The organism is Sporolactobacillus spathodeae (assembly GCF_016908935.1).
Classification (GTDB): Bacteria; Bacillota; Bacilli; order Bacillales; family Sporolactobacillaceae; genus Sporolactobacillus; species Sporolactobacillus spathodeae.
The window spans coordinates 66,833-90,689 of record NZ_JAFBEV010000009.1; the positions used below are offsets into that span (position 1 = coordinate 66,833).

Sequence of the window (23,857 nt, forward strand, 5' to 3'; positions counted from 1 at the left end):
AGATGAGCCGTATGACTATTGAAAAGAGGTTTTCCACTTGCCAAAGAAAATATTCAAAGCTGTGATCTATCTAATGATTGTCGCGCTTGTTCTTTCGACTATCGGGGGATTGATTGCCGCACTCGCTGGAATGGGTTAAGCCCTGTATTTTATCAAAAAGGCTATGTTTCCATTTAATATTTTTTATCTGTTTCGATAAGCCAGGCGATGCCTGGTCTTTATTTTTTCAGCTAATGGGCTTAAGCTGTACGGCACACCTGGCATGCTATGCTCACAAGGCGTTCGAGCGGCTTCGCTACATTTTTTACGCAAGATTAGAAACATTTCTAGCCTATTTCGGCAGCTGAACCGTAAATTGTGTGCCCATTCCATACGTGCTTGTCACATGTACCTTTCCGCCATGAACATCAAGAATTTTCTTGACAATGGAGAGTCCGAGTCCATTGCCGCCAAGTTTATGGTTACGTGAACGATCGGCCTTATAAAAACGTTCGAATAGATGTATTAACGCCTCTTCTTTTATGCCGATACCGCTGTCCCGAATCGAAAAAACAACCGCTTCTTTTTTCTCAAACAGTTTGATTGCAACCGTACCGCGAATCGGCGTAAATTTAATGCTATTGTCGATTAAATTGCTCCAAACTTGATTCATTAAATCTGCGTCTGCTGCAAACAATACGGGATTCAAATCAATCTCAAGCTGCAAATTCTTTTCTTTCCATTTTGGCTCAAGGAGCAAGATGACGCGGCGGATTTGTCGATCGATTCGATACGGCTCGCGAATAATTGGATGTTTCTCATTCTCAAGTGACGTCAGTTTCAGCAGATTATCGCTGAGATTGGATAGCCGTGTCGTCTCGTTACGGATTATCTGCAAATAGTGAAGACGCTGCTTCTGATCTAAAGTTGGATCTTCCAAAACGTGAGCAAATCCCTTAATTGACGTCAGGGGTGATTGAATCTCATGTGAGACGTTCGAGATAAACTCTTGTCGCACCCGCTCAATCTCGCCCAATTCCTTAGCCATATAATGGATATTTTCTGTGAGCAATCGAAACGGATCCTCAGGATGATGGGCGATATCTACGGGAAGTTCTAGATCGATATTATAATTCCCTTTTGCTATTTGACGAATCGCCTGAATAATCGCCTGAAAATAATTCATCCGCCGTGGTTTCAAGAACGAAAAAAGAAGTGACAGGGTTAGTCCGAAAATCAAAAGACCGAGCACTGCACTTATCAGATGAAGTACCATAAGATTCCATGAAAAATGCAGCATCTTGCTCATTTTCAGCATTAATAAATAGAATAAAATCCATAAAACCGATAACGATCCGAAACTGGCGATCAGCCACAACGCGATCCGCATCGCTTTTTTCATTGGCCATCCTCCAATCGGTAGCCTAAGCCGCGAACAGTTTTAATTTTAAAACCGCACCGCTTTTCATCGAATCGTTCCCGCAATCGCTTAATATGGACATCAATGGTCCGTTCATCACCGGCATAGTCATAACCCCAGATCTGTTCAATCAAATCGTCGCGTGAAAACGTCTGTCCTTCCGAAGAAGCCAGAGTAAAAAGCAATTCAAATTCTTTGTTTGGAATTGAATAATCAGCCGTCTGATCATGAATCACATAGTTCTTGCGGTCAAGGGTTAGCTCACCTACGTGCACGGTTTGCGACACACTGATCTGATAGCGTTTCAACAGTGCTTTGATGCGCATTACAAGTTCTATCGGTTCAAACGGTTTGACCAAATAATCGTCAGCGCCAAGTTGGAATCCTTTCACTTTTTGCATTGTCTCTCCTTTTGCCGTCAGCATCAGAATCGGAAGCTGCGGATAGAGAGAGCGGGCCTTTTCACAAAACCGCCAGCCATCCATCTCGGGCATCATCACATCAAGGACAACAAGAGCGATTGTGTCTTTTTCCAATGTTTGCAAAGCCTGCCTGCCATTTTCTGCTTCCATACAGGACAGTCCTTCTTGATGCATAAAAACTGAAACAAGTTCGCGAATATTCGGATCATCATCCACGATCAAGATACTTTTCATTAACTTTCTCTCCTTGCCCCATTGGTTCACCATTCCATTACCTAGGATACCCTTTAATTGTGAACCGTTCATGAACCAAGTACAATACTGTCATGTCCTTTCAATGCTTCTGAATGATTGAGCGACTTTGTCGCAGCAAAACCTGTCTCACTGTCTTTCCACCGTTCGGGTGCCATTCGGAAACAAGCACACTAAGAAGAATGAGCGAAGCGCCTAGCCATCCCGATACAGATAGATTTTCACCAGCGAACAGTAATGCAAAGCCAGCTGCAAAAACGGGTTCCAGAGCGAAAATCAAACCTGCGTGAACAGATGTCGTATGCCCCTGAGCCACGGATTGCAGGGTATAACCAACCGCGCTACACAGGATACCGAGGCCAAGAACTGCAATCCATGAACTTTCCCCTTCCGGCCATTGGGACGGCTCAAAGATCAGCATAAGAATCGCCGCGAAAGCCGCAGTAAAACCAAGTTGCCAGATTCCTAATGTAATTGTGTCGGATCGCTTCGTAAAACGATCCGCTGCAATGATATAACAAGCATTGAAAAAAGCAGCCGCCACACACCAAGAATCGCCGCTGCTAAATGTCAAAGTCAAGCCATGAAATGTCAGCAGGAATATACCACCGATGGCAAGAAGCAGGCTACAAGCGATCATTTTTCCAATTTTCTTTCGCAAAATGACCGATGAGATCAGGGGAACAAAGACAATCGTCAAGCTAACGAGAAAGCCGGCTTTTGCTGCAGACGTGGTTCGAATCCCCCACATAAGGGTCGAAAACACGCCCAAAAGAAGTGCACCGAGCAGTGCGCCATATCTCAATGTCTGCCAATCTGAGCGAAATAATTTTTTTGAAAAAATGATTCCCGTCAGCAAAAAAGCAATGGCAAAACGCCAAGCGATTAGATGGAAGGCGTTCATTCCCGAAAGCCCCATCTTCATAAATAAATAGGATGAACCCCAAAATACGGTCACTAGAATTAATAATCCATCTGCCTGGCGTTGGTTCATTGTTTAACTCTCCCATCAATGTCATACACAAAGCTATCAAAGGGAGATCCTTTACCGATTTCCCAAATTAAGTATATTCGGATCGTTTACATTAATAAAATGAATCTTTATACTATATATCATGATTAATATTCATGAAGAGGTGGATCGATTGAGTCTTGTTCAATACAGTATTTTTGTGAAGATTGCTGAGACAAAAAGCTTTACCCTCGCAGCTGATCAGCTTGGCTTAACGCAGTCCGCAGTCAGTCATTCGATCGCAAGTCTCGAGAACAGTTTCGGTTTTCCATTAATTCATCGGAATCGCACCGGTGTTATCCTGACGCATGACGGGGAAAGAATGCTCCCGATCATTGAACGTGTCCTCCGCGAAAACGAGAAAGTCGGTCAGGAGGCGGCGGATATTGCCGGTCTTGTTCGAGGCATTATTCACGTCGGCGTCTTCACGAGCGTCTCGCGGCATTGGTTGCCGCAAATCATTCGACAAATGGACAGGTCCTATCCTGGAATCGAGATCAAATTACAAGAAGGCAATTACCAGTTCATTGAACAAGGAATAATAAGTGGAAGATTAGATTGCGGTTTTTTGAACACATTCACTTCTCAATCTAGTGAAGTAATACCACTGAAAAAAGATCGTCTATTCTGCATTGTATCGAGCGAGAGCAGCCTGTACGATGAAAAATTCGCTAGCTTTTCGCACATAAATCGCGAGCCGTTCATCATGCCTGCTTTCGGCGGTAACCATGAAATCAAACAATTTCTGAAAAAGTACCGGATTCATCCACCAATCCGCTTTGAATTGATGGAGGAAAATGCAATATTAGCAATGGTTGCAAATCATCTCGGGATTAGCATTTTGCCGGAACTAATTCTACCCGATGATTTGGCCCCTCTTCGCGCGCTGCCTCTCGAGCAAGATTGCTATCGAATGCTTGGTCTTGCGCTACGTCCGCCTGCTTCGCCAGCGACAAAAAAATTTGCTGAAATCACAAAGCAGATTGTGGGCCAATCCGCAAAAATAGATCTGTGATTGTCTCCAAACAGTGAATCGATTAACAACAAAAAAGATGCCTCAAAGTCGAAAAATCGGCTCTCAGACATCTTCTTTATTTGTTTCATTTCTGAAAATATGCGCGCGGATCACAGTCCTTTGGCCGAGCACTTAATAAAGCGGCGTATTTTCAGGAGAGATATTTTCAAGCAATTCTTTGATCCGAGCGAGGAACCGGCCAGTAATCAACCCATCAAGTACCCGATGGTCAATCGAGATGCAGAGATTGACCATATCGCGAATCGCAAGCATATTATTTACCACTACCGGACGTTTGACGATCGATTCGATTGAAAGGATTGCAGCCTGCGGATAATTAATGATTGGCTGAGATTGGACGGAACCGAAAGAGCCTGTGTTATTGATTGTAAAAGTCCCATCCCGCATGTCATCCGGTGACATGCGGTTTTCTCGAACCTTTGCAGCGACCTCGTTAATGGCAAATGCCAGTCCCTTAATGCTCTTTTCATCGGCATGCCGGATAACGGGAACATAAAGCGCGTCTTCCGCAGCCACAGCCAGCGAAATATTGACATTTTTTTTCTCGATAATTTTATCTCCGGCCCAAGTACTGTTAACTCGTGGAAATTCTTTCAGCGCAGCGACAATCGCTTTGATAAAAAATGGCAAATAGGTTAATTTCTCGCCTTCATTTTTCTGGAAACGTCCTTTAATCTGGTTGCGATAATTGACTAGATTCGTCACGTCTACTTCGATCATCGTCCAAGCATGCGGAATTTCATGTTTACTGCGTACCATATTGGAGGCAATCGCCCGGCGCACACCCGTCAGTGGCACCACACGATCACCTTGTGCCTGCTCCTGTTTATTGGATGATTTCACAGGTACTGTTGTGCCAACAAGCGCCTCTGAAAAACTGTTGGCAGCACCGATTGGCGTAGCTGACGGCTCATTCACTGCATTCCTATCCTCTGCGATAAACTGCTCGATATCCTTACGCGTGATGCGCCCGCCTCGGCCAGTCCCCTGAACTTTTTCAAGAGCCACATGATGTTCCTGCGCCAAACGCATGACAGCGGGAGAAAACCGTCCGCGCGCGGACTCATCCGTTTTCAAAGTTTGTTCGGTGTCGGTTTTTGGGATCTTTTGCTGTTCCACCGCGGTTTTCTCCGTGCGATTCGATTCAGAAACAGCAATTGCACAGATCGGTTCGCCAACCGGCAGCGTGTCACCCTCGCCAGCAATTAATTGGGTTATCTTGCCAGCAAAGCTGGATGGCACTTCCGCATTCACTTTATCAGTTGTCACTTCTGCAATCGGATCGTATTTATTTACTATATCACCAACCGAGACAAGCCATTGGCTGATAGTCCCTTCCGTAACACTTTCGCCCAATTGCGGCATCAACATTTTTTCCTCACTCATCTGCCCTGTCTCCCTCCATTAAAATTCCGCCAGGTCGCGGATCGCCGCTTCCACTTGATCCGGCTGAACCATGAATTCATGCTCAAGCGGCCCTGCATAAGGCATTGCCGGCACGTCCGGAGCAGCAAGGCGCTTAATCGGTGCATCAAGATCAAAAAGACAGTTTTCAGCAATAATTGCTGCGACCTCACTGATTACACTGCCTTCCTTTGTATCTTCAGTCAGCAGCAGTACTTTACCCGTTTTAACGGCAGCTTCAATGATCGCTTGCTTATCAAGCGGATACACGGTACACAAATCAAGAATGTGTACTGAAATACCTTGATCTTTCAACGTATCAGCCGCCTTTAATGCATCATGAACCATCAAGCCGTATGTGATCACGGTGACATCGGTCCCTTCACGCTTCACCGACGCCTTACCGATTGCCAAGGTATAATCCGCGTCAGGCACTTCACCTTTAATTAGACGATAGGCGCGCTTATGCTCATAGAAGATAACCGGATCATTCGATCGAATCGAAGCCTTTAGCAAACCTTTGACATCGTACGGTGTAGACGGCATGACAATTTTTAAGCCAGGCACATTTGCGAAAATCGCTTCCATAGATTGGGAATGATACAGCCCGCCGTGAACGCCGCCACCGTATGGAGCTCTTATCGTCAGCGGAACAGACCAGTCATTATTTGATCGGTAGCGGATTTTTGCCGCTTCGGAAATAATCTGATTGACGGCCGGGAGCATAAAGTCCGAGAACTGCATTTCTGCAATTGGTCGCATCCCATACATGGCCGCACCAATACCGACCCCAACGATCGCGGATTCAGCCAGTGGGGTATCAATCACGCGACTACCGCCGAATTCCTCATACAATCCCTTTGTCGCCTGAAACACACCACCGCGCTTGCCGACATCTTCCCCCATAATTATCACTTGGTCGTCGCGTTCCATTTCTTCTTTCATTGCAAGATTTATTGCATCGATATATGAAATAACTGCCATCGTCTGACTTCCCCCCTCAGTCCGTTTCTTCGTAGACGTAGCGATAGATCGACTCCGGTTTCGCAAACGGTGCCTTTTCAGCGTAATCAGTCGCTTCATCAATTTCCTGACGAATTGCCGCTTCCATCTCTTGTTCTTTTTCCTCAGTCAAAATACCGAGATCACGCAGATAGTCAGCGAAAGTCAGGACGCCGTCATGTTTTCTTGCTTCATCGACCTCAGCTTTTGTCCGATAAGTCATATCGTTATCATCGCTCGTATGTGGCGTTAGCCGATAGCAATTGGCTTCAAGTAGCGACGGTCCTTCCCCACGGTGGGCACGGTCGACAGCTTCCTTCACTGCTGCATAAGCCGCCAGTGGGTCATTGCCATCAAAAGATTTACCGAACATGCCATAGCCAGACGCGCGGTCAGAGACGTGCGCACAGGCAAGCTGGCTCTCCAGACCAACTGAAATTGCATAATGGTTATTCTCACATAAAAAAATGACAGGCAATTTATGAACACTTGCAAAATTAGCTGCCTCATGAAAATCGCCTTGATTGGAAGATCCTTCACCAAATGTGACGAAGCTGACAATATCGTCGCCGCGCAATTTCGCAGCAAGTGCAATACCGACCGCATGCGGATTCTGCGTTGTCACCGGAGAGGAATGGGTCAGCATCCGCAATTTTTTAGAACCGAAATGTCCCGGCATCTGCCGTCCACCAGAATTCGGGTCTTCTGCTTTAGCAAAATTATTAAGCATCATTTCTTTGATACTCATACCCCAATAAAGAACAAAAGCATAGTCGCGATAATACGGCGCGACATAATCCTTTTCCCTGTTCAGCGCAAATGCAGCACCAACTTGTGCCGCTTCCTGTCCTTGACAGGACACAACAAACGGAATTTTGCCGGCGCGATTGAGCAGCCAAAGCCGTTCATCGACACGTCTTGCAACCAACATATATCGATACATGGTCAGGACATCCTGATCAGAAAAACCTAATGTATGATGAAGATTTTTCAAGGTAGTTCCCCCCTTATTAATGGTGCTCATAAATGAATCGCCTGCCCGTCAACAGCAAGCGCTGCCTCACCAAGCACTTCGTTCAACGTCGGATGCGGATGAATAGCTTGTGCGATTTCCCATGGTGAAGCGTTTAACAGCTTAGCCAGTGAAGCTTCGCCGATTAGGTCAGTCGCGTGTGGTCCGATCAGCTGGATACCGAGAATATCATCCGAGACTTTATCGGCAATAATTTTGGCATAGCCGTCTGACTCGCCATAAACCAGCGCTTTACCAATCGCCGCAAAAGGTACTTTACCTACTTTGATTGAATAATGGCGTTTGGCTTCATCCTCGCCCAAACCAATTGAAGCGATCTCCGGCCGCGTATAGATGCAGCGCGGAACCTCAGCTTCAGCCATTGGCATGACTTTCTGACCCGCAAGATGATCGACCGCTTGAATCCCTTCTCGGGCTGCCACGTGAGCGAGCTGCAGCCCGCCGATCACATCGCCGATGGCATAGATATGTGATTCTTTCGTTTGACCGAAAGCATTAACTTTAATGAGACCTTTTTCCGTTTCAATAGACGTATTCGATAAGCCGATATCCTCGCTATTTGGCAACCGTCCAATTGAAACGAGCATTTTCTCAGCCGAAAAAGTCTGTTCACGCGCATTCTTAACCGCAGTGATTTGCACACCGTCTGCACATTGGAATGAATCAGGTAATACTTGCGCGCCAGTAATTACCTTAATCCCGCGTTTTTTAAAGCTTGTCTGAAGCAGTTTGGCGCATCCGGCATCCTCAGTTGGAATTAAACGATCCGCATATTCAAGCACCGTCACATCTACGCCGAAGTCAGCCATCATTGACGCCCATTCAACACCGATGACACCGCCACCGACAATAATGATCGATTGCGGACACGTGACGAGATTTAATGCATCATCTGAAGAGAGTACATGCACACCATCAAATACCAAACTGCCGAGTGGACGCGGTCGCGAACCTGTCGCGAGAATGACATTTTTTGCCGTCAGAATACTGTTCTCCCGACCATCCGCATATTCCACTGAAATCGTCCCCGCCAGCGGAGAAAAAATTGAGGGACCGAGCATCCGGCCAAATCCTTCGTATATATCAATTTTTCCCTTTTTCATCAAATGCAGAACACCTTGATGCAATTTCTCGACAATCGCTTTTTTCCGCTCTTGAATTTTATTGAAATCTAATACTGCTCCTGAAACGTCAACACCGAATGAGCTGCTTTGCTTTATCGTTGCAAAGACTTCCGCGCTACGCAAGAACGCTTTTGTCGGGATGCAGCCCTTATGCAGGCAAGTACCGCCGAGTGCTTCCTTTTCTACAATTGCTGTTTTCAAGCCTAATTGGCTGGCACGAATTGCCGCAACATAGCCGCCAGTGCCACCTCCTAATAGGACCAGGTCATAATTTTCAGCCATAAAAAAAGTCACTCCTTCTTCTAACTCTATTGTATACGTGACAATTTACCGTTTAGTTTCAATTCCGATCGCTAACTATCACTACCCGATAAAATTGTACTCCAGATTTTTCAAAGTTACAATTTCGAGCCTCATGCTATCAACTATCCATGCCCGTACGTATGTAAAAGCGGCTTTCGGAAGGCCAACAATCATGCTATCATAAAAAATAACATGACAGCTGGAGTGAATCATTATGGAACGTTTCTTGCAAAAAATCGATTGGCTAACACAGATTTCATGGACAGACGGCTTGATCGCTCTGCTTATTATTTCCGTTTTTTTTCTTTCGGCATATATTTTTTCGAAATATATGCCGAAACTGCTGTCTCATATAACGAAAAAGAGCCAAATTGCCATTGATCAGGCGCTTCTCGCCAGTTTCAGAAAGCCAATTGTCCTGATTCTGCTCGCAACCGGCCTGTTTTTAGCGTTTTCCTATCTGCCGATACCGGCAAGCGGCATGTCTCTCATTACTCGATTTTATCACTCGCTTGCCACCGTGTCGATTGGTTGGGGGTTTTACCTTTTTTCAAACACAATTAATATTTTCTTCGCACACGTCCACGATCGCTATGATCTGCAGTTTAACACGATAATTATTCCCTTCCTTTCAAAAATTGCGAAATTCGTTGTCGTTATTTTTACTGCAGTAGCTATCCTTGATCAATGGAATTATCATGTCACGGGATTAATCACTGGACTCGGTATCGGCGGTCTCGCAATCGCGATGGCCGCAAAAGACACACTCAGTAATTTTTTTGGGGGTCTTGTTATCATTACTGATGCCCCTTTCACAATTGGTGAATTGATTCAGTCCGGCACAATTGAAGGAATTGTTGAGGATATCAATTTTCGTTCGACACGCATTCGCACCGCTGATCAAGCGCTTGTGACTGTGCCGAATTCAACGCTCGCTAATCAGCCAATTACCAATATGTCGCGGCTCGGTAAGCGGCGCGTCCTTATTCATACGCCGCTTGAAATCAATACATCCAGTCAGCAATTACAAAATTGTTTAAGCCGGATACGCCAATTGCTCTCGGTCAATGACGCCATTTATGAAGACGGACAGATGGTGTGGCTTGACAAGATTTCATCAGCTAGTCTTGATTTGTCGATCCAATTTTTTACGAAAACGGTCGATTTTAACGAATGGACATTAATTAAAGAAAATTTTAATCTAGCTATTCTGCAGATACTATATGAGGAACATGTGGAACTAGCCTCCACTCGTTTGACTCAGGCGCCAGCAGACGAAAAAACGCCGATAAAAAAAAGCCAGCCACTGGTGCAAAAACCACCCTCGGCTGTTGATGATCCGATCGAAAAAGCAATGCGCTCGCGTTCTAGTAATAATTAACGAACACATAAGCTTATTTTTCTGACTCAAGCTCATGCAGACGAGTCCTCCTAATCAGCATCAGCGTACCCGCCGCCATCAGAGCGATGCCAGCCGGCAACCCGGCCGAGTAGAGAATCACACTGTTTGCTGTTCCGGCAAGTATCAATAACAGTCCGGAAAGAAGTAATCTCTTATTGCCCTTGCAGATCATGAATGCCCCTGCCGCAGGTAAAAGTGCGGCAAACCCAGCAAGTATTGACTCGCTGCCAAACGTACGCAGGCTATGCAAAGCACCATGCGATGTCAGTTTGTCTGTGTCTGTGATCAGAAAACGCGGAGTCCCATAGGACTGTGTCAAGACAAGCGAAAACAAGCCAAAAAATAATTGAAAAAGAATGAGCAGCAAACCAATCACGACCAATACACGCAGAGCAGATCCGAATTTCAACGGAGGCTCCCCCTTTGTATTGAAGATAGTGATCCGCGAGGTCACAAGCTTCTTGATCATATGCATGTCCCATTACGATCATTCCTCATTTGAAAAACTGGGTTTGCTAAGTCTTTTTTGTAACGACGCGCTTCGGCTGCTCGCTTGCCGCGGGCGATCCGTGAGCCTCCTCAAACAAACTGAAATCTGCGGGGTCTCACTTGGCTCGCTGTTCCCGCAGGCGTCTCGCGCCTTCGCTTCACTTTTTTACTTTCTTCTCTTTTTGAAAATCTGGGTTTGCTAACTCTTTTTTGTAACGACGCGCTTCGGCTGCTCGCTTGCCGCGGGCGGATCACTCGTTTGCTCAGACAAGCTAAAAACCAGCGAGGCCGATCCGGCTCGCTGGTTTTGCTAATACCTGAGCACCTGTACTCCGTTGCCAAGCAAATTCGGAGAGGTTGGTTACAGGTGAAGAAAAGCACCGCTTTTCAGCGATGCCGCGTAATCACGATGATAGTAGTCCGTTTGTTAAGATTCCCTGTATAACCCAGGGTTTTCACGAGCATTTTCCTCTGACACACGCAATTCCGTCATCAGTCTCTGATGGAGCGCATCCGCCCCTTCACCTTCCAGGACAACTAGTATTTCCTTCTTCCTCAGCGCGGCAAGAGACGGAAGCGCACGCGGGAATTCTTCAGCAGTATAGGTACGGCCGTCAATTGTAAAATAGGCGGCGCATTGACTTTTTTTTATCAATTCATAGAGGCGAAGGGTTCTTCTCAAATTCGGGCCATTCATCGTCAGCATAGGCATTCTAATCGATAAGATTTGTTTTGCCATCGTTGAAATCACCTCATAACAAAATTCCTGTAATCTTTTATCCTAACTCTTTTATTATAAGATATTGATTTGAAGATGAGAAAGTTTCCGCACCAACCACATTTCATCGATGGACCACTTTCTCTTGATCAGCCCCATGTTGCAACTGATACATCTGATAATAGAGACCATGCTTCTCAAGTAGCGTTTGATGATTTCCACGTTCAACGATTTCACCGCGGTGAAGCACAAGGATTTGATCTGCATCCTGAATGGTAGACAGCCGATGGGCAATAGCAATGGTCGTACGTCCCTGGCGCATTTTCGATAAAGCGAGCTGAATCGCTTCCTCTGTCTCAGTGTCAACACTAGCCGTCGCTTCATCGAGCACAAGAATCTTCGGTTTCAAGGTCATTGTCCGGGCGAAAGCGAGCAATTGCCGCTGGCCACTTGAAAATGTCGCGCCACGTTCTCCGATAGCCTCTTGATATTGTTGGGGAAGTTTTTCAATAAACGCATCTGCTTGAACAAAGTTGGCAGCTTCGCGGACATCTGCTTCACTTACTGACCGACTCAGACGAATATTACTGGCGACATCTCCAACAAATAAAAACGAATCTTGCAGTACCAAACCAACGCGGCGCCGCAATTCTTCATTGGTGAATGCAGTCAGTGGAGCTCCGTCGATCACAATCTCACCGCGATCGATCGAATAAAAGCGCATCAAAAGATTAATGATCGAACTTTTACCACTTCCTGTATGACCGACCAATGCCACGGTCTCACCTGGGTTGGCTGTAAACGAAATATGCTTGAGAACGTCCGTTTTCCCGTCATAGGAAAAAGAGACATCGCGAAACTCGACTTTACCTTCGTGAATCTTCGGCGAATGCTGACCGATTTGGATAGGCGCCATCCGTTTGTCATCCAATAAACCAAAAACACGCTCTGCAGATACCATCGCTTCCTGATACAATGTCAGCTGTTGCATGATTTGATTGACCGGATCAAAGAACCGGTCCAGATAATTAACAAAAGCATATAACACACCGATAGAGACTACCCCGGCGAATGATTGAATACCGAAGAAACTCAAAATCAGTATTAACCCCAATAAATAGACCGAATAAACAGCCGAACGCAACATCAACGCATTTAATTTAACATTTTTTAAACGAGAGACCTTATGCGCTTCATTAATTCTGCCGAATTCGTCGCGCAATCTTTTTTCCTGACGCATTGCCTGAATAATCGCCATGCCCTGCAGAGATTCGTTCAACTTCGCATTCAACTGGCTCAACTTCGCCCGAGTGACGCGATAGACCGCTGAACTGAGACGCCCGTACCACCACATTAAAAAGAGAATGAAAGGCATCAGAACAAGACAAATGAGCGCCATGCGCACATCGAGAAAAAACATCCCGGCAAAAATACCAATCATCGTCACACCACTGCTGAGGAATGCGGATAAGACGCTGACAAATAACTCTTTGATGGCTTCGGTATCGTTTGTTATCCGAGAAACAAGACTGCCACCTGGCGTCTGATCAAAAAACGTCAAGCCGAGATGCTGCACTTTGCTAAATACTTGCACACGCATTTTCTGAATAATATTCAGTGCGACTTTCTGGAACAGCACCATTTGATAATAATGAAAAAGAGCAGAAACACCATATGCAGCAATGAAGGCTACAGCAAGAAGAACAAGCGGCGCGGTAGGAAAATAACGTTTCGTCAAATAGCCATCGATAAAAACCTTCATGATGATCGGGCCGAGCACATCGGCACCTGTCGCAATGATCAATAACAGGATTGCAAGTGTCAGACTCTTCTTATCAAGTTTTAAGTAACCCATTAGCCGGCGGAAAACATGATGATGGGTTTGATTTTCTATTACCGGTTCAGCCATTGGATCGTCCCCCTTCCGAAACAAGCGATTCGAGCTGTTGATGGGCATACATCTCTGCATACCATCCTTGGTTGGCGAGCAGTTGGTCATGAGTGCCACGTTCAGCGATCCGCCCATCCGCCAACACGAGGATTAAATCAGCATGTTCGACCGCGCTCAGGCGGTGTGCCGCTATCATCGTTGTTTTATTGTGACGCTCTTTTTTCAGGGCCTGTAAAATGGCAACCTCAGTCCGTGCGTCAACTGCAGACAGCGAATCATCAAAAATTAGAATTTCTGGGTCGGCGAGCAATGCACGCGCAATCGAAATCCGTTGTTTCTGACCGCCGGAAAGCGTCACCCCACGCTCGCCCACCACGGTCGCATACCCATCAGGGAAGTTAAGAATATCCTCATGGATATTGGCGAGCCGGGCAACCCGTTCAATCTCTTCCTGCGAGGCTTCAGGCCTTGCAAAGGCAATATTTTCAGAGAGCGTTGCTGAAAACAAAATGTGGTCTTGCGGCACATAACCGATGGCTCGGCGCAGCGCTTCCAATGTGACCGCGTCAATCGACGTTCCGCCGATTTCGATTCGCCCATCCTGCAAATCAAATTCACGGAGCAGTAAACGGAGCAGCGTCGTTTTCCCCGCACCGGTCTTACCGACAATGCCAAGCGTCTCCCCTTGATGGATGGTAAAATCAATCGCTTGAAGGACACTGTCCGGACTGCCTGGATAGCGAAAATCTGGAATAGTATAGCAGACATCGCCGCTCGGTGTAACCGCTGAAGCCCCTTCTTTGCTGACAATAACCGGCTGAATCGCAAGTAATCGTTGGATGCGATCATAGGAGGCGCTCCCGCGTTCAACGGTATTAAATAAAAAACCGAATGCCAGCATTGGCCAAACTAACTGACCGAGATAAAGCGTGAAACTGGTCAACTGACCGAGTGTCATGGTGCCGAGAATGACATAACGGGAACCGAAGATTAGTGCCAGAAAGAAGCAAATTGCAACAATTAACGTAATCGTTGGATCGAATAATGCATCGACTTTTGCGACAGCCATATTCTTTGCCACGACATCCTTCGAGGCGACACGGAATGATTCAATCTGTGCCTCCTCTTCACCGAACGCTTTGACGACGCGCACACCGGACACATTCTCCTGAACTTTATCATTTAGGTCGGAGAATGCTTCTTGCGCCACACCGAAACGCTTGTGCAGCAGATTGCCGTAATGCATCGTCAGCAGTGCCATGACCGGCATCGGTAGGAGCGCGATAATCGTCAGTTTCCAGTTTATCATCACGACCATCGTAAGAATAACCATTGCACCCATGGTTATTGAATCAACGAGTGTCAAAATTCCGTCGCCGGCCGCTTGCTGTACAGCATTGATATCGTTCGTAGCGTGCGCCATTAAGTCACCGATCCGATGTTTCTGATAAAAATCCGGCGAAAGCTTCGTAAAATGACGATACAGCGTATTGCGCAATTGCTGACCGAGCAAGACAGAGGTACCGAAAATGAATTGTCTCCAGATATATCCAGTGAAATAATAAATAATACCAATGAGAATAAGGAAACCAATCCACTCGCTAAGCAGCAGTGGGTTCAGGGAACGTTTCCGTATACCATCGACCAGTACGCCAACGACATAGGGCGGGATCAAGGAAAGCGCACTTGACACCATTAAGAATAGAACACCTAAAATATAGCGATACTTTTCCTGTTTAAAAAACCATCCCAGATTATAAAAAATTCGCAAAACAACGACCTCCCAACAAAAGCAGAAAATAGGGCAATAAAAAAATAAAAGGCCACAGAAAGAAGTCGCCCTCCTTCTGTGACCGAATTAATGAATTAATAAACGAACGCCAACTCGTGTTTATTCATTAAAAAGCCTAAAAGGGAGAGTGAATGCTTCCATGTTCAATTCAATCGGCTGATTGTATCTAGAAATACCTTGCACGATTTTATTGGTCATGACATTCACCTCCCCAACTTATTAGAATGATATCATTATAGTCTTAATAGTTAACAAAGTAAACTAAAATTTGAGGAGAAAAATGGTAAAATCATTCTGTTCTGGGCGGACACGTTGCGCGCGTCATGTTCACAATGCAGTGTTTTCCTGTATAATGACTTTTGGCGTTTCATCGCAATTCGGATATTCTAAGCAAAGGAGCTCATCACGATGAATAAAGCTTTAGTATTAGCAGAGAAGCCCAGTGTCGCGCGCGATATCGCACGCGTCCTTAACTGCCAGAAAGCAAATCGGAATTACCTGGAAGGCGATCGCTATGTGATCACATGGGCTCTCGGTCATTTAATCGAGCTGAAAATGCCGGAAGATTATCGTCCGGATTATAAAACATGGCGACTGGAGGATTTGCCGATTATCCCGGACGTCATGGAAACGAAACCGATCAAGCAAACACGCAGTCAATTCCAAGCAATCCGTCAATTAGCGAAACGGAGCGATTTGAACGAATTAATCATAGCAACAGATGCCGGACGCGAGGGTGAACTTGTGGCACGCTGGATTATCAAGCATATTTCCTGGCGAAAGCCTATCAAAAGACTCTGGATATCCTCGCAAACTGATCGTGCGGTGCGTGAAGGATTCAGCCATTTGAAAGATGCGGCAGCGTTCGATTCGCTCTATCAATCCGCTGTCTGCCGCTCAGAAGCCGATTGGCTAATCGGTCTGAATGTTTCGCGAGCGCTAACTGTCAAGTACAACGATTCGTTATCTGCCGGTCGCGTACAAACACCAACTCTTGCTATGATTCTAAATCGTGGGCAGCAAATTGCCGCTTTTCAGCCGCAACCCTATTGGACAATCAGCGCGCAATCCGGACGATGGAAAATGAATTGGAAAAATGGGAAACAGACCCGACTCAGCGACCCTCGCGCCGCGGAAAGAATCATTACTTCGCTGCGCGGTCAACAAGCACAGGTTATTAATGTATCGCTAAAGCAAAAAAGCGAAGCCCAACCTTTGCCTTATGATCTGACAGAGCTGCAACGGGAGGCCAACCGGAAATTCGGATTCTCGGCCAAGAAAACATTAAATACCTTACAAGCACTTTACGAACGACATAAGATTGTCACCTATCCAAGAACCGATTCGCGTTATCTGACTAGCGATATCAAAGCAACGATGACGGAGCGTCTAAAAGCCGTTGAACCACTCTTCGGAAGCACAGTGCGACGACTCCTCCATCAAGGGAGTCAAGTACGCGCATCGCATGTCTTCAATGACAAAAAAGTGACGGATCACCATGCGCTGATACCCACGGAGGAAGCCCCGGCGCTTGCTAATCTTTCATCAGATGAATATGCACTGTATGAAATAATTGTCCGCCGCTTCCTTGCCCTTTTCTATCCGAACTGCCTGACGGAACAGCGACACGTAGAACTTTTGGCAGGAGGAGAGCAGCTGACGATTTCCGAAACAATCACCAAAGCGCCAGGATTCCGTGCGCTTCTCTCTGAAGAAGCGCCGCCGTCTTCCCCTATAGTTGAACTTTCCCGCGGCGAGACACTCAATTTAGATCGCGTCAATTTGCAGCAAAAAATGACGGAACCACCTGCCTTGTTTTCAGAAGCTGATCTTTTGACGAAAATGGAAAATTTCGGACTCGGTACCCCCGCAACCCGAGCGGATATTATTGAAAAGCTGCTTCAGTCTGAACTTATTGCGCGCGTCTCAGGCGGCAAACTGCAGGCAACCGAAAAAGGCCGACAACTGATTGGTCTGGTACATCCTGATCTAAAAACGCCTCAACTAACTGCCCGTTGGGAAGAGAAACTTGAACAGATCGCCGAAGGAAGCGGCAATCCACAGCAATTTATCGCCAAGATTAAAGAGCAGACAACATCACTGATTAATGAAATCCGATCGGCTGACCATGCGTATCAGATCCAGAATCTGACGCAATCACTTTGCCCGGAATGCGGATCTCGGATGAAAGAGGTCAGAGATCGCCAAGGCGCGCGCGTTCTTGTCTGCGTCAACCGGTCATGCGGTTATCGAAAACATAAAGATCCGAAGCTTTCTAATCACCGTTGCCAAAATTGCCACAAAAAGATGGAAATTCATCAAGGGAAGAGCGGGCCCTATTTCCAGTGTCGGACTTGCGGGATTGTGGAAAAAGTGGAGAAAACGGCGAAGCGTGTAACCAAACATGAAACGCGTCATTTGATGAAGAAAATCAATCAGGAAGAACCATTCCAGAACAGTTTGGCCGATCTATTCAAATCGGCGTTACAGAAAGATAAAGACGAATAAACGTAATCATTGGCCCATTTGCGTTGTGTTTCCGCAAATGGGCCAATGTGTTCTTTTCTTGCTTTGATTAAGTGATAACCGTTACTGGCAAAACACGTGTATGTCTCAGGATTCAATCAATTCCCAAAAGCTAAATAAACCAGCGGTCCAATTGATTTTTTCGTGATCCTTAATTGCCATACGGTTCAAAGCGGTATTTCTGGCCGGTCGGATTCTCTTTCCCCGCTTCAACTTCAGATAAGAACATCGCTTTTGGTCGAACCCAAAGCTTGTTTTCGCCATAAAGCGCTTGATAGATGACCATCTCTTTTTCACTTTCAGAATCCTGTGCCACATCAATGACATAATACAAATGCCCCTTAAAATGCCGGTAAAGCGAACGGGAAATTAATTTTCTCAATGAGCGTCAACGCCTTTCCATTCATTTTACTAAGCCATCTGGCTGCTTTTATTCATTTATCATAGTTTGTCGTGACAGTAAAGCGCCGTCACGCTCATTCATTGAGAATCAGAGTCAACGGCGCTTTAGTACAGCTGTCTCTCAGGCACGAAGATGCTCTGTGGTCGGGCACAAACTCGGCAATACAGAGAGTAGAATTTCCGCCATCGCCTGATAGCCGGTAGCAGTCGGATGCAAACCATCTTCGTTGATTAGTTCAGATAAATCGCCTTTTTTCTTGAAAGCTGTGCGCAAATCGAAGAGCGTTACATGAAGTTTGTCGGCAAGTTCTTTCAAGGAACGGTTGTACATACCATGCCAGTGCTCAATGCCGCCACAACAGCTGATCCAATGGCCGATATTCTGACTGTAATGTGTCATCAGTGCTTGGTAATAGCGGACTGGATCAAGCGGCAGGAGGCTAAGCAAGACCGGCATAGATCCGGAACTTGATATTTTTTCGGTAATTAGTTTGATATTATTGAGATAGCGATTTAGTGGAACGACGGGAATATGCTCTTCTTCAGGAAGACGTGCGACTTGATCCCAACGGAAATTACAATCATTTCCGCCAATATTAATCAACACCAAATCCGGATGCAGATCCAACACATCTTCATCGAGGCGTTTTAACAAGCAATCGGAATTGTCATTGAATACCCCTTTATTAATCACAACATCCTTCTCGCCTAATCCTTTTTGCAAAAGCGCGGGGTAATTGTTTCGAATTATCTTGAATCTACCATTTAAGAAAGTAATCCCTCGAGTGACGCTGTCTCCAAAACAGATGATTCTCATTGCGACCAGCTCCTGTTTCTTGTTCCAAATGTTCTGACGTTTCGTTAGCTTTATATTAGCAAAGTCATCAGATGGAATACAGTACTTTGGCAATTATTTGTGAAAAAATACCTGTTTCACGTTGCTTTTTCTGTCCTCTGAAGGGAGCAGGGTTTGCATAACGCCTTTTGTTAATGGATACAACACCTCAGCAAAGATCAAACCCATCGCAATAGCCCCCGAAAGAACAAAGGCCTTCTCGCCGAGATGTAGGGCTAAACTATATTGATCACCGACCGCGCGATTCATGACCGTGTAAGTCAAGCCCCCTGGAACAAGCGGGATAATCCCAGACACACTGTAGATGATGACTGGGTTTTTGCACAGACGCGCAAAAATATGGCTCATGACTGCGATTACAAATGCTGCAAAGAAAGTCGCTGCAAAGTCATTGCCGTTCCATTGATAAATTAGGAAATAAATGATCCAAGAGACCAACCCGATAAAACCGCCATGAATCAGCGGCTTTTTCGGAATATTGTAGATAATGCCGAATGCACAGGTTGCGATAAAACTGGTCAACGCCTGAACAAGAAGCATCCCGATCAATGTCATTGAGTCACCCTCACCTTAGCGCCAATGCAAATGTAATCCCGATCCCTATTGCAAATGCCGTCAAAACAGACTCGGCAAATTTCGACAATCCAGATACGAGATCGCCTGCCATCAAGTCGCGCACAGCATTTGTGATTGGAACCCCAGGTACAAGAGGCATAACCGCGCCAATAATGATTTTATTCAAATCTATACCCCAGCCGATTTTAACAGAATACAACGCGATCAGGCCGACAAAAATGGATGATATAAATTCCGAAAAAAATTTAACTTTCGTCAAGCGGTGAAAATACATGGCGGCTGCCTGACCAGCGCCACCAGCAATAAAAGCCGGAAAGAGGTCCTGCCATTTTCCGAGAAACATCAGCAAAAAGCAACTACTCGCGCTGGCAGCCGCAAGAACCTGCAGCCAGGGCGCGTACGTTTTCGTTGAAGAATCAATCATTTTTAATTGACGATAAGCTTCATTGATGCCCAGTGCCCCTTCGGCGACCTGGCGTGAAAGACTATTGACTTGCGTGACTTTGCGAAAATCAGTCCCGCGAGAACTGATTCGGACGAGTTTCGTGATATCCGTATTCTCAATCGAAAAGATGATGCCCGTTGGTGTTACAAAACTTTGGGCATTCTCAATCGAGAAATTCCGTGCAATTCGGTTCATTGTATCTTCCACACGAAACGTTTCAGCGCCGTTCTGCAACAGAATTTTTCCCGCAAGCACACAAAGCGCAGCCACTTCATGAACAAAAGGGCTTTGCGTCCTACTTTTTTCGTCCGTTTTATGGAAACCATTCATTCTTATATTTCTACTCTCTTCTGTTGTCTTTTTTAGGTAAGAACATTATAATATGACCCCCATTGAATAACAATACTTTCACATTCTTTTAAAAGATCAAAATGCGGGCATTTTAAAACCATGATATAATGAATTGATGTAAAATCATGGTTCGTCAGTATATGCCGCTTGACACCGTGATTTTGAGTAAAATTATGTAACGCAGCCGATACTTTAACTGACTGAGACTGCGTCTCTTCAAGAGAATCAGTCTATTGACAGGTAACATTTCTCAGTCGCTGTTAAAGTTTTCGTCGCTTTTCAAATTTGAGAGGAGTGTTCTAACCCGATGGTTAAACTCGTATTAATTCGTCACGGGCAAAGTGCATGGAACTTAGAGAACCGGTTTACCGGATGGACAGATGTTGATCTTACGGAAAAAGGCGAACAAGAAGCTACCGAAGCCGGCGAAATTCTGAAGAAAAACGGCTATACTTTTGATCAAGCCTATACATCCGTTCTGACACGTGCCAACCACACGCTGTGGAATGTTCTTCATGCACTCAATCTGACTTGGATCCCTGTTGAACACAGCTGGCGTCTGAACGAACGTCATTACGGTGCGCTTCAAGGCTTGAACAAAGCAAAAACCGCTGAAAAATACGGTGATGAACAAGTGCATATCTGGAGACGTTCTGCTGATGTAAAGCCGCCGGCATTGGAAAAATCGGACGAGCGCTACGTTGCTCAGCTGAATGACCCGCGTTATGCCAATCTGACTGAAGCAGAACAGCCATTGACTGAAGACCTTCTGGATACAGTTGATCGCGTTCTTGTTTATTGGAATGAAGAAATCGTTCCGCAATTGAAAGCAGGCAAAAAAGTAATTATTGCTGCTCATGGTAATTCACTACGGGCACTTGTTAAACACCTTGACAATGTTCCGGCAGATGTTATCGTCGGCCTGAATATTCCAACGGGTACACCACTTGTTTATGAACTTGACGAAGATTTGAAACCGCTGAATCGTTATTACCTCGGCGCAAACGGCCCGATTGAAGAACCTGTTCTTCCTTCAGTCGAAAAGTAATAATTTTTGTTTCCAAAGAGGATGTCTCAAAAGCCATTTTGGCCTTGAGGCATCCTTTTTCTATTTATTTAATTCATCCTTTAGTTCCTTGACCGTTCCAATGTCTTTGAGTCATTCATCTTTAAATTCAAATGTTTCTGATTGCGAAAAATCAGCGTACCCAAGTTTCTTTTTAACAATTGCGTTCCGGTTACTCGCTTGCCGCGGGAGGACGGGAGCCTCCTCCGACAAACAAGTGACCTGCGGGGTCTCCCCTATCCTGCTCTTCCCGCAGGCATCTCGCCCCTTCGCTCCATTTTCCGTCAAAAATCAGATACATTCTTTCGTATAAAAAAATCTCCTGAGATCAGGAGACAAGCGGCAGAAACGTGTCCAGTACGGATGAGTTTCCATTAACGTCTGGAAAAGCAAGAGAAAAGCTGTATGGGCAGTACCGCTTCTCTTGCTACACGTTTCTATCCAAAAGTTGGGTAACATTACTAGGTGCAAAGTATTATGATGAGCATACTAACAACCAATAACAAAGCTATTGTAAACCCTTTCTTTCAGAATGTAAAGGTTATCATTCCTGCTTATTTAAGAATTTAAAAATTAGGTTCTTCTAAAAAGAGATATACGCTATCTGCTTGCTGGCACGCTGTTGCCGCAGGCATCTCGCAAATCGCATTTTTTAAGAAAATAATATTAGATCGAAACATCGCCAAAAATTTAAAAACGCTAGTTACAAATCTGCCACTCTCGCGCATCCAAATAGCTGCTCTGCCCATTGCGCAAATTGGAGAAGTTGCCGATCAGCCAATTTTGCAGCGATGCATTGCATACCGACCGGCAGCCCGCTCGCTGTTTGCCCAATTGGTAGCGTGCACGCCGGTTCACCAGTTAGATTTACCGAACTTGTCATCATCCAGTCTGATTCACTATCAATTGACTGACCATTGATCCGTTCTGGTCCTTCCATTTGCCATGCATAATCGACCGCGCCAAGGGTCGGCGACACAAGCACATCAAAAGTCTCGAATTGTTGCTGAAAGATCCGCCAAATTTCCGTTCGCTTACGGTGCATCGCTAAATACTCGCCAGCTGTTGCATTTTGTCCACGTTCAATCATCGATAGAAGCGAATAGCTGAGCTTGTCTTTATGTTCCTGTATCAAATCGACCGAACTTTCGGCAAGCCCGATCATCCAAAGCCGATTAAAAAATGGCACATACGTCCGTAAATCCTTGGCGATTTGAATCGGCGCTGGTAAAACAGATGCGCCTTTTTCACGTAAGGTATCTAGAGCCGCATCAAATTTTTTTCTGAGTTCCGCCTCTAATGGATAAATACCGAAATCATATGTATAGCCGATCCGCCATTGAACCGGTTTTTGTGATAACGTCTCGCTGACCGATGGAACAAGAGCGTCTAAAGAAAATGGATCATCGCTCGATGGCCCCTGTATTGCATCAAACATTAACGCAGCATCGCGCACCGATCGAGCAATCGTGCCATAGCTGATAAAGGGTACAACTGAAGCAAAGACATCTTCCGGATGATTGTCAGATGGCACACGTCCGAAACTGGGCTTGAAGCCAAAGACACCGCAAAGAGCCGAAGGTATACGAATCGATCCGCCGCCATCACTACCTTCGGCTAGCGGGCAAAAACCAGCTGCGACCGCAGCGGCAGACCCTCCGCTTGAGCCGCCGACACCGTTCGTCAGCTTCCATGGATTTTTTGTTGCGCCAAACACTCGGTTATTCGTTGTTCCCTTATGGCCGAATTCCGGGGTATTTGTCTTCCCGATGATGATCGCTCCCGCCTTTTTCAATCGACTGACAATTGTGGCGTCGTGATCAGGTATATGATTCTTGTAGACAAGACTACCATAAGTGGTTCGCAAACCTTTTGTATTGGTTAAGTCCTTTATGGCGACCGGAATGCCTTCCAGTCGGCGCATTCTGCCAGTCTGAATACGTTCGGCTGATTCGCGTGCCGCGCGATAAGATTCTTCACGATTCTCCGTTACAATCGCGTTGAGTATTGGATTCAGGCGATCAATCTTTTGCCAAAGACAGTCCAGCACTTGTTCCGGTAAAAAGTCGCCGTGCCGATAAGCGGCTAACAAATCAACCGCATGCATTCGAAAAAAATCCATTAGTCAGGCTCCTCACAGTGTTAACCATATTTTTATATAGGTTTACATAAAGCGTAGCATTTATCTGCTACACTGCCAAGTCTATGAAACAAGCGATGCTTTACTCTCCATAAGCACAGCAAACAAAATCGCGTACCGGCGCAGGCAAATGAGATATTTGTTCCGATTCTCACATATAAATCCATTAGCAGCAACATTTTGGGTATTACCTGACTCAATTTGTTTTTTGGGGGG

21 protein-coding genes are annotated in these 23,857 nt (G+C 45.6%); 5 read left to right on the forward strand and 16 right to left on the reverse strand.

The features are described from left to right. Positions 1 to 37 precede the first annotated feature (37 nt). The gene (prli42, locus tag JOC27_RS06470; protein WP_205006194.1) at positions 38 to 139 is read left to right on the forward strand and encodes a stressosome-associated protein Prli42; all 102 of its coding nucleotides are present in this window, start codon (positions 38 to 40) and stop codon (positions 137 to 139) included. Between the two features lie 192 nt (positions 140 to 331). On the opposite strand, the gene JOC27_RS06475 is transcribed toward prli42, so the two are convergent. From JOC27_RS06475 to JOC27_RS06485, 3 genes are all read right to left on the reverse strand, one after another. Next, complete coding sequence (locus JOC27_RS06475; protein WP_239529961.1) at positions 332 to 1,381, reverse strand: sensor histidine kinase; 1,050 nt, start codon at positions 1,379 to 1,381, stop codon at positions 332 to 334. Then, positions 1,378 to 2,055, reverse strand: a complete 678-nt coding sequence (locus JOC27_RS06480) for a response regulator transcription factor (protein ID WP_205006195.1) — start codon at positions 2,053 to 2,055, stop codon at positions 1,378 to 1,380. The genes JOC27_RS06475 and JOC27_RS06480 overlap by 4 nt, the downstream gene beginning before the upstream one ends. Before the next feature lie 100 nt (positions 2,056 to 2,155). Further along, complete coding sequence (locus tag JOC27_RS06485; RefSeq protein ID WP_205006196.1) at positions 2,156 to 3,067, reverse strand: DMT family transporter; 912 nt, start codon at positions 3,065 to 3,067, stop codon at positions 2,156 to 2,158. Between the two features lie 151 nt (positions 3,068 to 3,218). On the opposite strand from JOC27_RS06485, the gene JOC27_RS06490 reads away from it, so the two are divergent. Further along, on the forward strand, positions 3,219 to 4,100 hold the full coding sequence (locus JOC27_RS06490; RefSeq protein ID WP_205006197.1) for a LysR family transcriptional regulator: 882 nt from the start codon (positions 3,219 to 3,221) through the stop codon (positions 4,098 to 4,100). Positions 4,101 to 4,232: 132 nt separating this feature from the next. Here JOC27_RS06490 and JOC27_RS06495 read toward each other — a convergent pair whose 3' ends face one another. The 4 genes from JOC27_RS06495 to lpdA are packed head-to-tail and all read right to left on the reverse strand — an operon-like array spanning position 4,233 to position 8,966. Beyond that, positions 4,233 to 5,507 carry a dihydrolipoamide acetyltransferase family protein gene (locus tag JOC27_RS06495; RefSeq protein ID WP_205006198.1) on the reverse strand — a complete coding sequence of 425 codons (1,275 nt, stop codon included), beginning with the start codon at positions 5,505 to 5,507 and terminating at the stop codon, positions 4,233 to 4,235. Positions 5,508 to 5,525: 18 nt separating this feature from the next. Further along, positions 5,526 to 6,509 (reverse strand): alpha-ketoacid dehydrogenase subunit beta, encoded by a 984-nt coding sequence (locus JOC27_RS06500; protein ID WP_205006200.1) that lies wholly within the window; start codon positions 6,507 to 6,509, stop codon positions 5,526 to 5,528. Between the two features lie 16 nt (positions 6,510 to 6,525). Beyond that, positions 6,526 to 7,551, reverse strand: coding sequence for a thiamine pyrophosphate-dependent dehydrogenase E1 component subunit alpha (locus JOC27_RS06505; RefSeq protein ID WP_205006202.1), 1,026 nt, complete (start codon positions 7,549 to 7,551; stop codon positions 6,526 to 6,528). Further along, positions 7,548 to 8,966 carry a dihydrolipoyl dehydrogenase gene (gene lpdA / locus JOC27_RS06510; protein WP_205006203.1) on the reverse strand — a complete coding sequence of 473 codons (1,419 nt, stop codon included), beginning with the start codon at positions 8,964 to 8,966 and terminating at the stop codon, positions 7,548 to 7,550. The genes JOC27_RS06505 and lpdA overlap by 4 nt, the downstream gene beginning before the upstream one ends. A 235-nt stretch (positions 8,967 to 9,201) precedes the next feature. Here lpdA and JOC27_RS06515 point away from each other — a divergent pair, with 235 nt between their 5' ends. Next, entirely contained in the window at positions 9,202 to 10,368 is a 1,167-nt protein-coding gene (locus JOC27_RS06515) for a mechanosensitive ion channel family protein (RefSeq protein WP_205006204.1), read from the forward strand. A 13-nt stretch (positions 10,369 to 10,381) separates the two neighbouring features. Here the strand turns inward: JOC27_RS06515 and JOC27_RS06520 are convergent, their stop codons facing one another. The 4 genes from JOC27_RS06520 to JOC27_RS06535 form a co-directional block, all read right to left on the reverse strand. After that, on the reverse strand, positions 10,382 to 10,798 hold the full coding sequence (locus JOC27_RS06520) for a hypothetical protein (protein WP_205006205.1): 417 nt from the start codon (positions 10,796 to 10,798) through the stop codon (positions 10,382 to 10,384). A gap of 507 nt (positions 10,799 to 11,305) precedes the next feature. Next, on the reverse strand, positions 11,306 to 11,617 hold the full coding sequence (locus JOC27_RS06525) for a hypothetical protein (RefSeq protein ID WP_205006207.1): 312 nt from the start codon (positions 11,615 to 11,617) through the stop codon (positions 11,306 to 11,308). Between the two features lie 103 nt (positions 11,618 to 11,720). After that, the gene (locus tag JOC27_RS06530; protein ID WP_205006208.1) at positions 11,721 to 13,505 is read right to left on the reverse strand and encodes an ABC transporter ATP-binding protein; all 1,785 of its coding nucleotides are present in this window, start codon (positions 13,503 to 13,505) and stop codon (positions 11,721 to 11,723) included. Continuing rightward, positions 13,498 to 15,258, reverse strand: a complete 1,761-nt coding sequence (locus JOC27_RS06535; protein WP_205006216.1) for an ABC transporter transmembrane domain-containing protein — start codon at positions 15,256 to 15,258, stop codon at positions 13,498 to 13,500. The genes JOC27_RS06530 and JOC27_RS06535 overlap by 8 nt, the downstream gene beginning before the upstream one ends. 429 nt (positions 15,259 to 15,687) lie before the next feature. Between JOC27_RS06535 and JOC27_RS06540 the strand changes: the two genes are divergently transcribed. After that, on the forward strand, positions 15,688 to 17,787 hold the full coding sequence (locus tag JOC27_RS06540; protein WP_205006217.1) for a DNA topoisomerase III: 2,100 nt from the start codon (positions 15,688 to 15,690) through the stop codon (positions 17,785 to 17,787). A gap of 169 nt (positions 17,788 to 17,956) precedes the next feature. On the opposite strand, the gene JOC27_RS06545 is transcribed toward JOC27_RS06540, so the two are convergent. The 4 genes from JOC27_RS06545 to JOC27_RS06560 form a co-directional block, all read right to left on the reverse strand. Continuing rightward, positions 17,957 to 18,187, reverse strand: coding sequence for a DUF1653 domain-containing protein (locus JOC27_RS06545; RefSeq protein ID WP_239529963.1), 231 nt, complete (start codon positions 18,185 to 18,187; stop codon positions 17,957 to 17,959). Positions 18,188 to 18,328: 141 nt separating this feature from the next. Then, on the reverse strand, positions 18,329 to 19,024 hold the full coding sequence (locus tag JOC27_RS06550) for an SGNH/GDSL hydrolase family protein (protein WP_205006219.1): 696 nt from the start codon (positions 19,022 to 19,024) through the stop codon (positions 18,329 to 18,331). A gap of 93 nt (positions 19,025 to 19,117) precedes the next feature. Beyond that, on the reverse strand, positions 19,118 to 19,618 hold the full coding sequence (locus JOC27_RS06555; protein ID WP_239529965.1) for a threonine/serine exporter family protein: 501 nt from the start codon (positions 19,616 to 19,618) through the stop codon (positions 19,118 to 19,120). 10 nt (positions 19,619 to 19,628) lie between these two features. Further along, positions 19,629 to 20,414, reverse strand: a complete 786-nt coding sequence (locus JOC27_RS06560; RefSeq protein WP_205006221.1) for a threonine/serine exporter family protein — start codon at positions 20,412 to 20,414, stop codon at positions 19,629 to 19,631. Positions 20,415 to 20,742: 328 nt separating this feature from the next. On the opposite strand from JOC27_RS06560, the gene gpmA reads away from it, so the two are divergent. After that, on the forward strand, positions 20,743 to 21,483 hold the full coding sequence (gpmA, locus tag JOC27_RS06565) for a 2,3-diphosphoglycerate-dependent phosphoglycerate mutase (protein ID WP_205006223.1): 741 nt from the start codon (positions 20,743 to 20,745) through the stop codon (positions 21,481 to 21,483). Between the two features lie 721 nt (positions 21,484 to 22,204). On the opposite strand, the gene JOC27_RS06570 is transcribed toward gpmA, so the two are convergent. After that, on the reverse strand, positions 22,205 to 23,623 hold the full coding sequence (locus JOC27_RS06570; protein WP_205006225.1) for an amidase: 1,419 nt from the start codon (positions 23,621 to 23,623) through the stop codon (positions 22,205 to 22,207). Positions 23,624 to 23,857 lie beyond the last annotated feature (234 nt).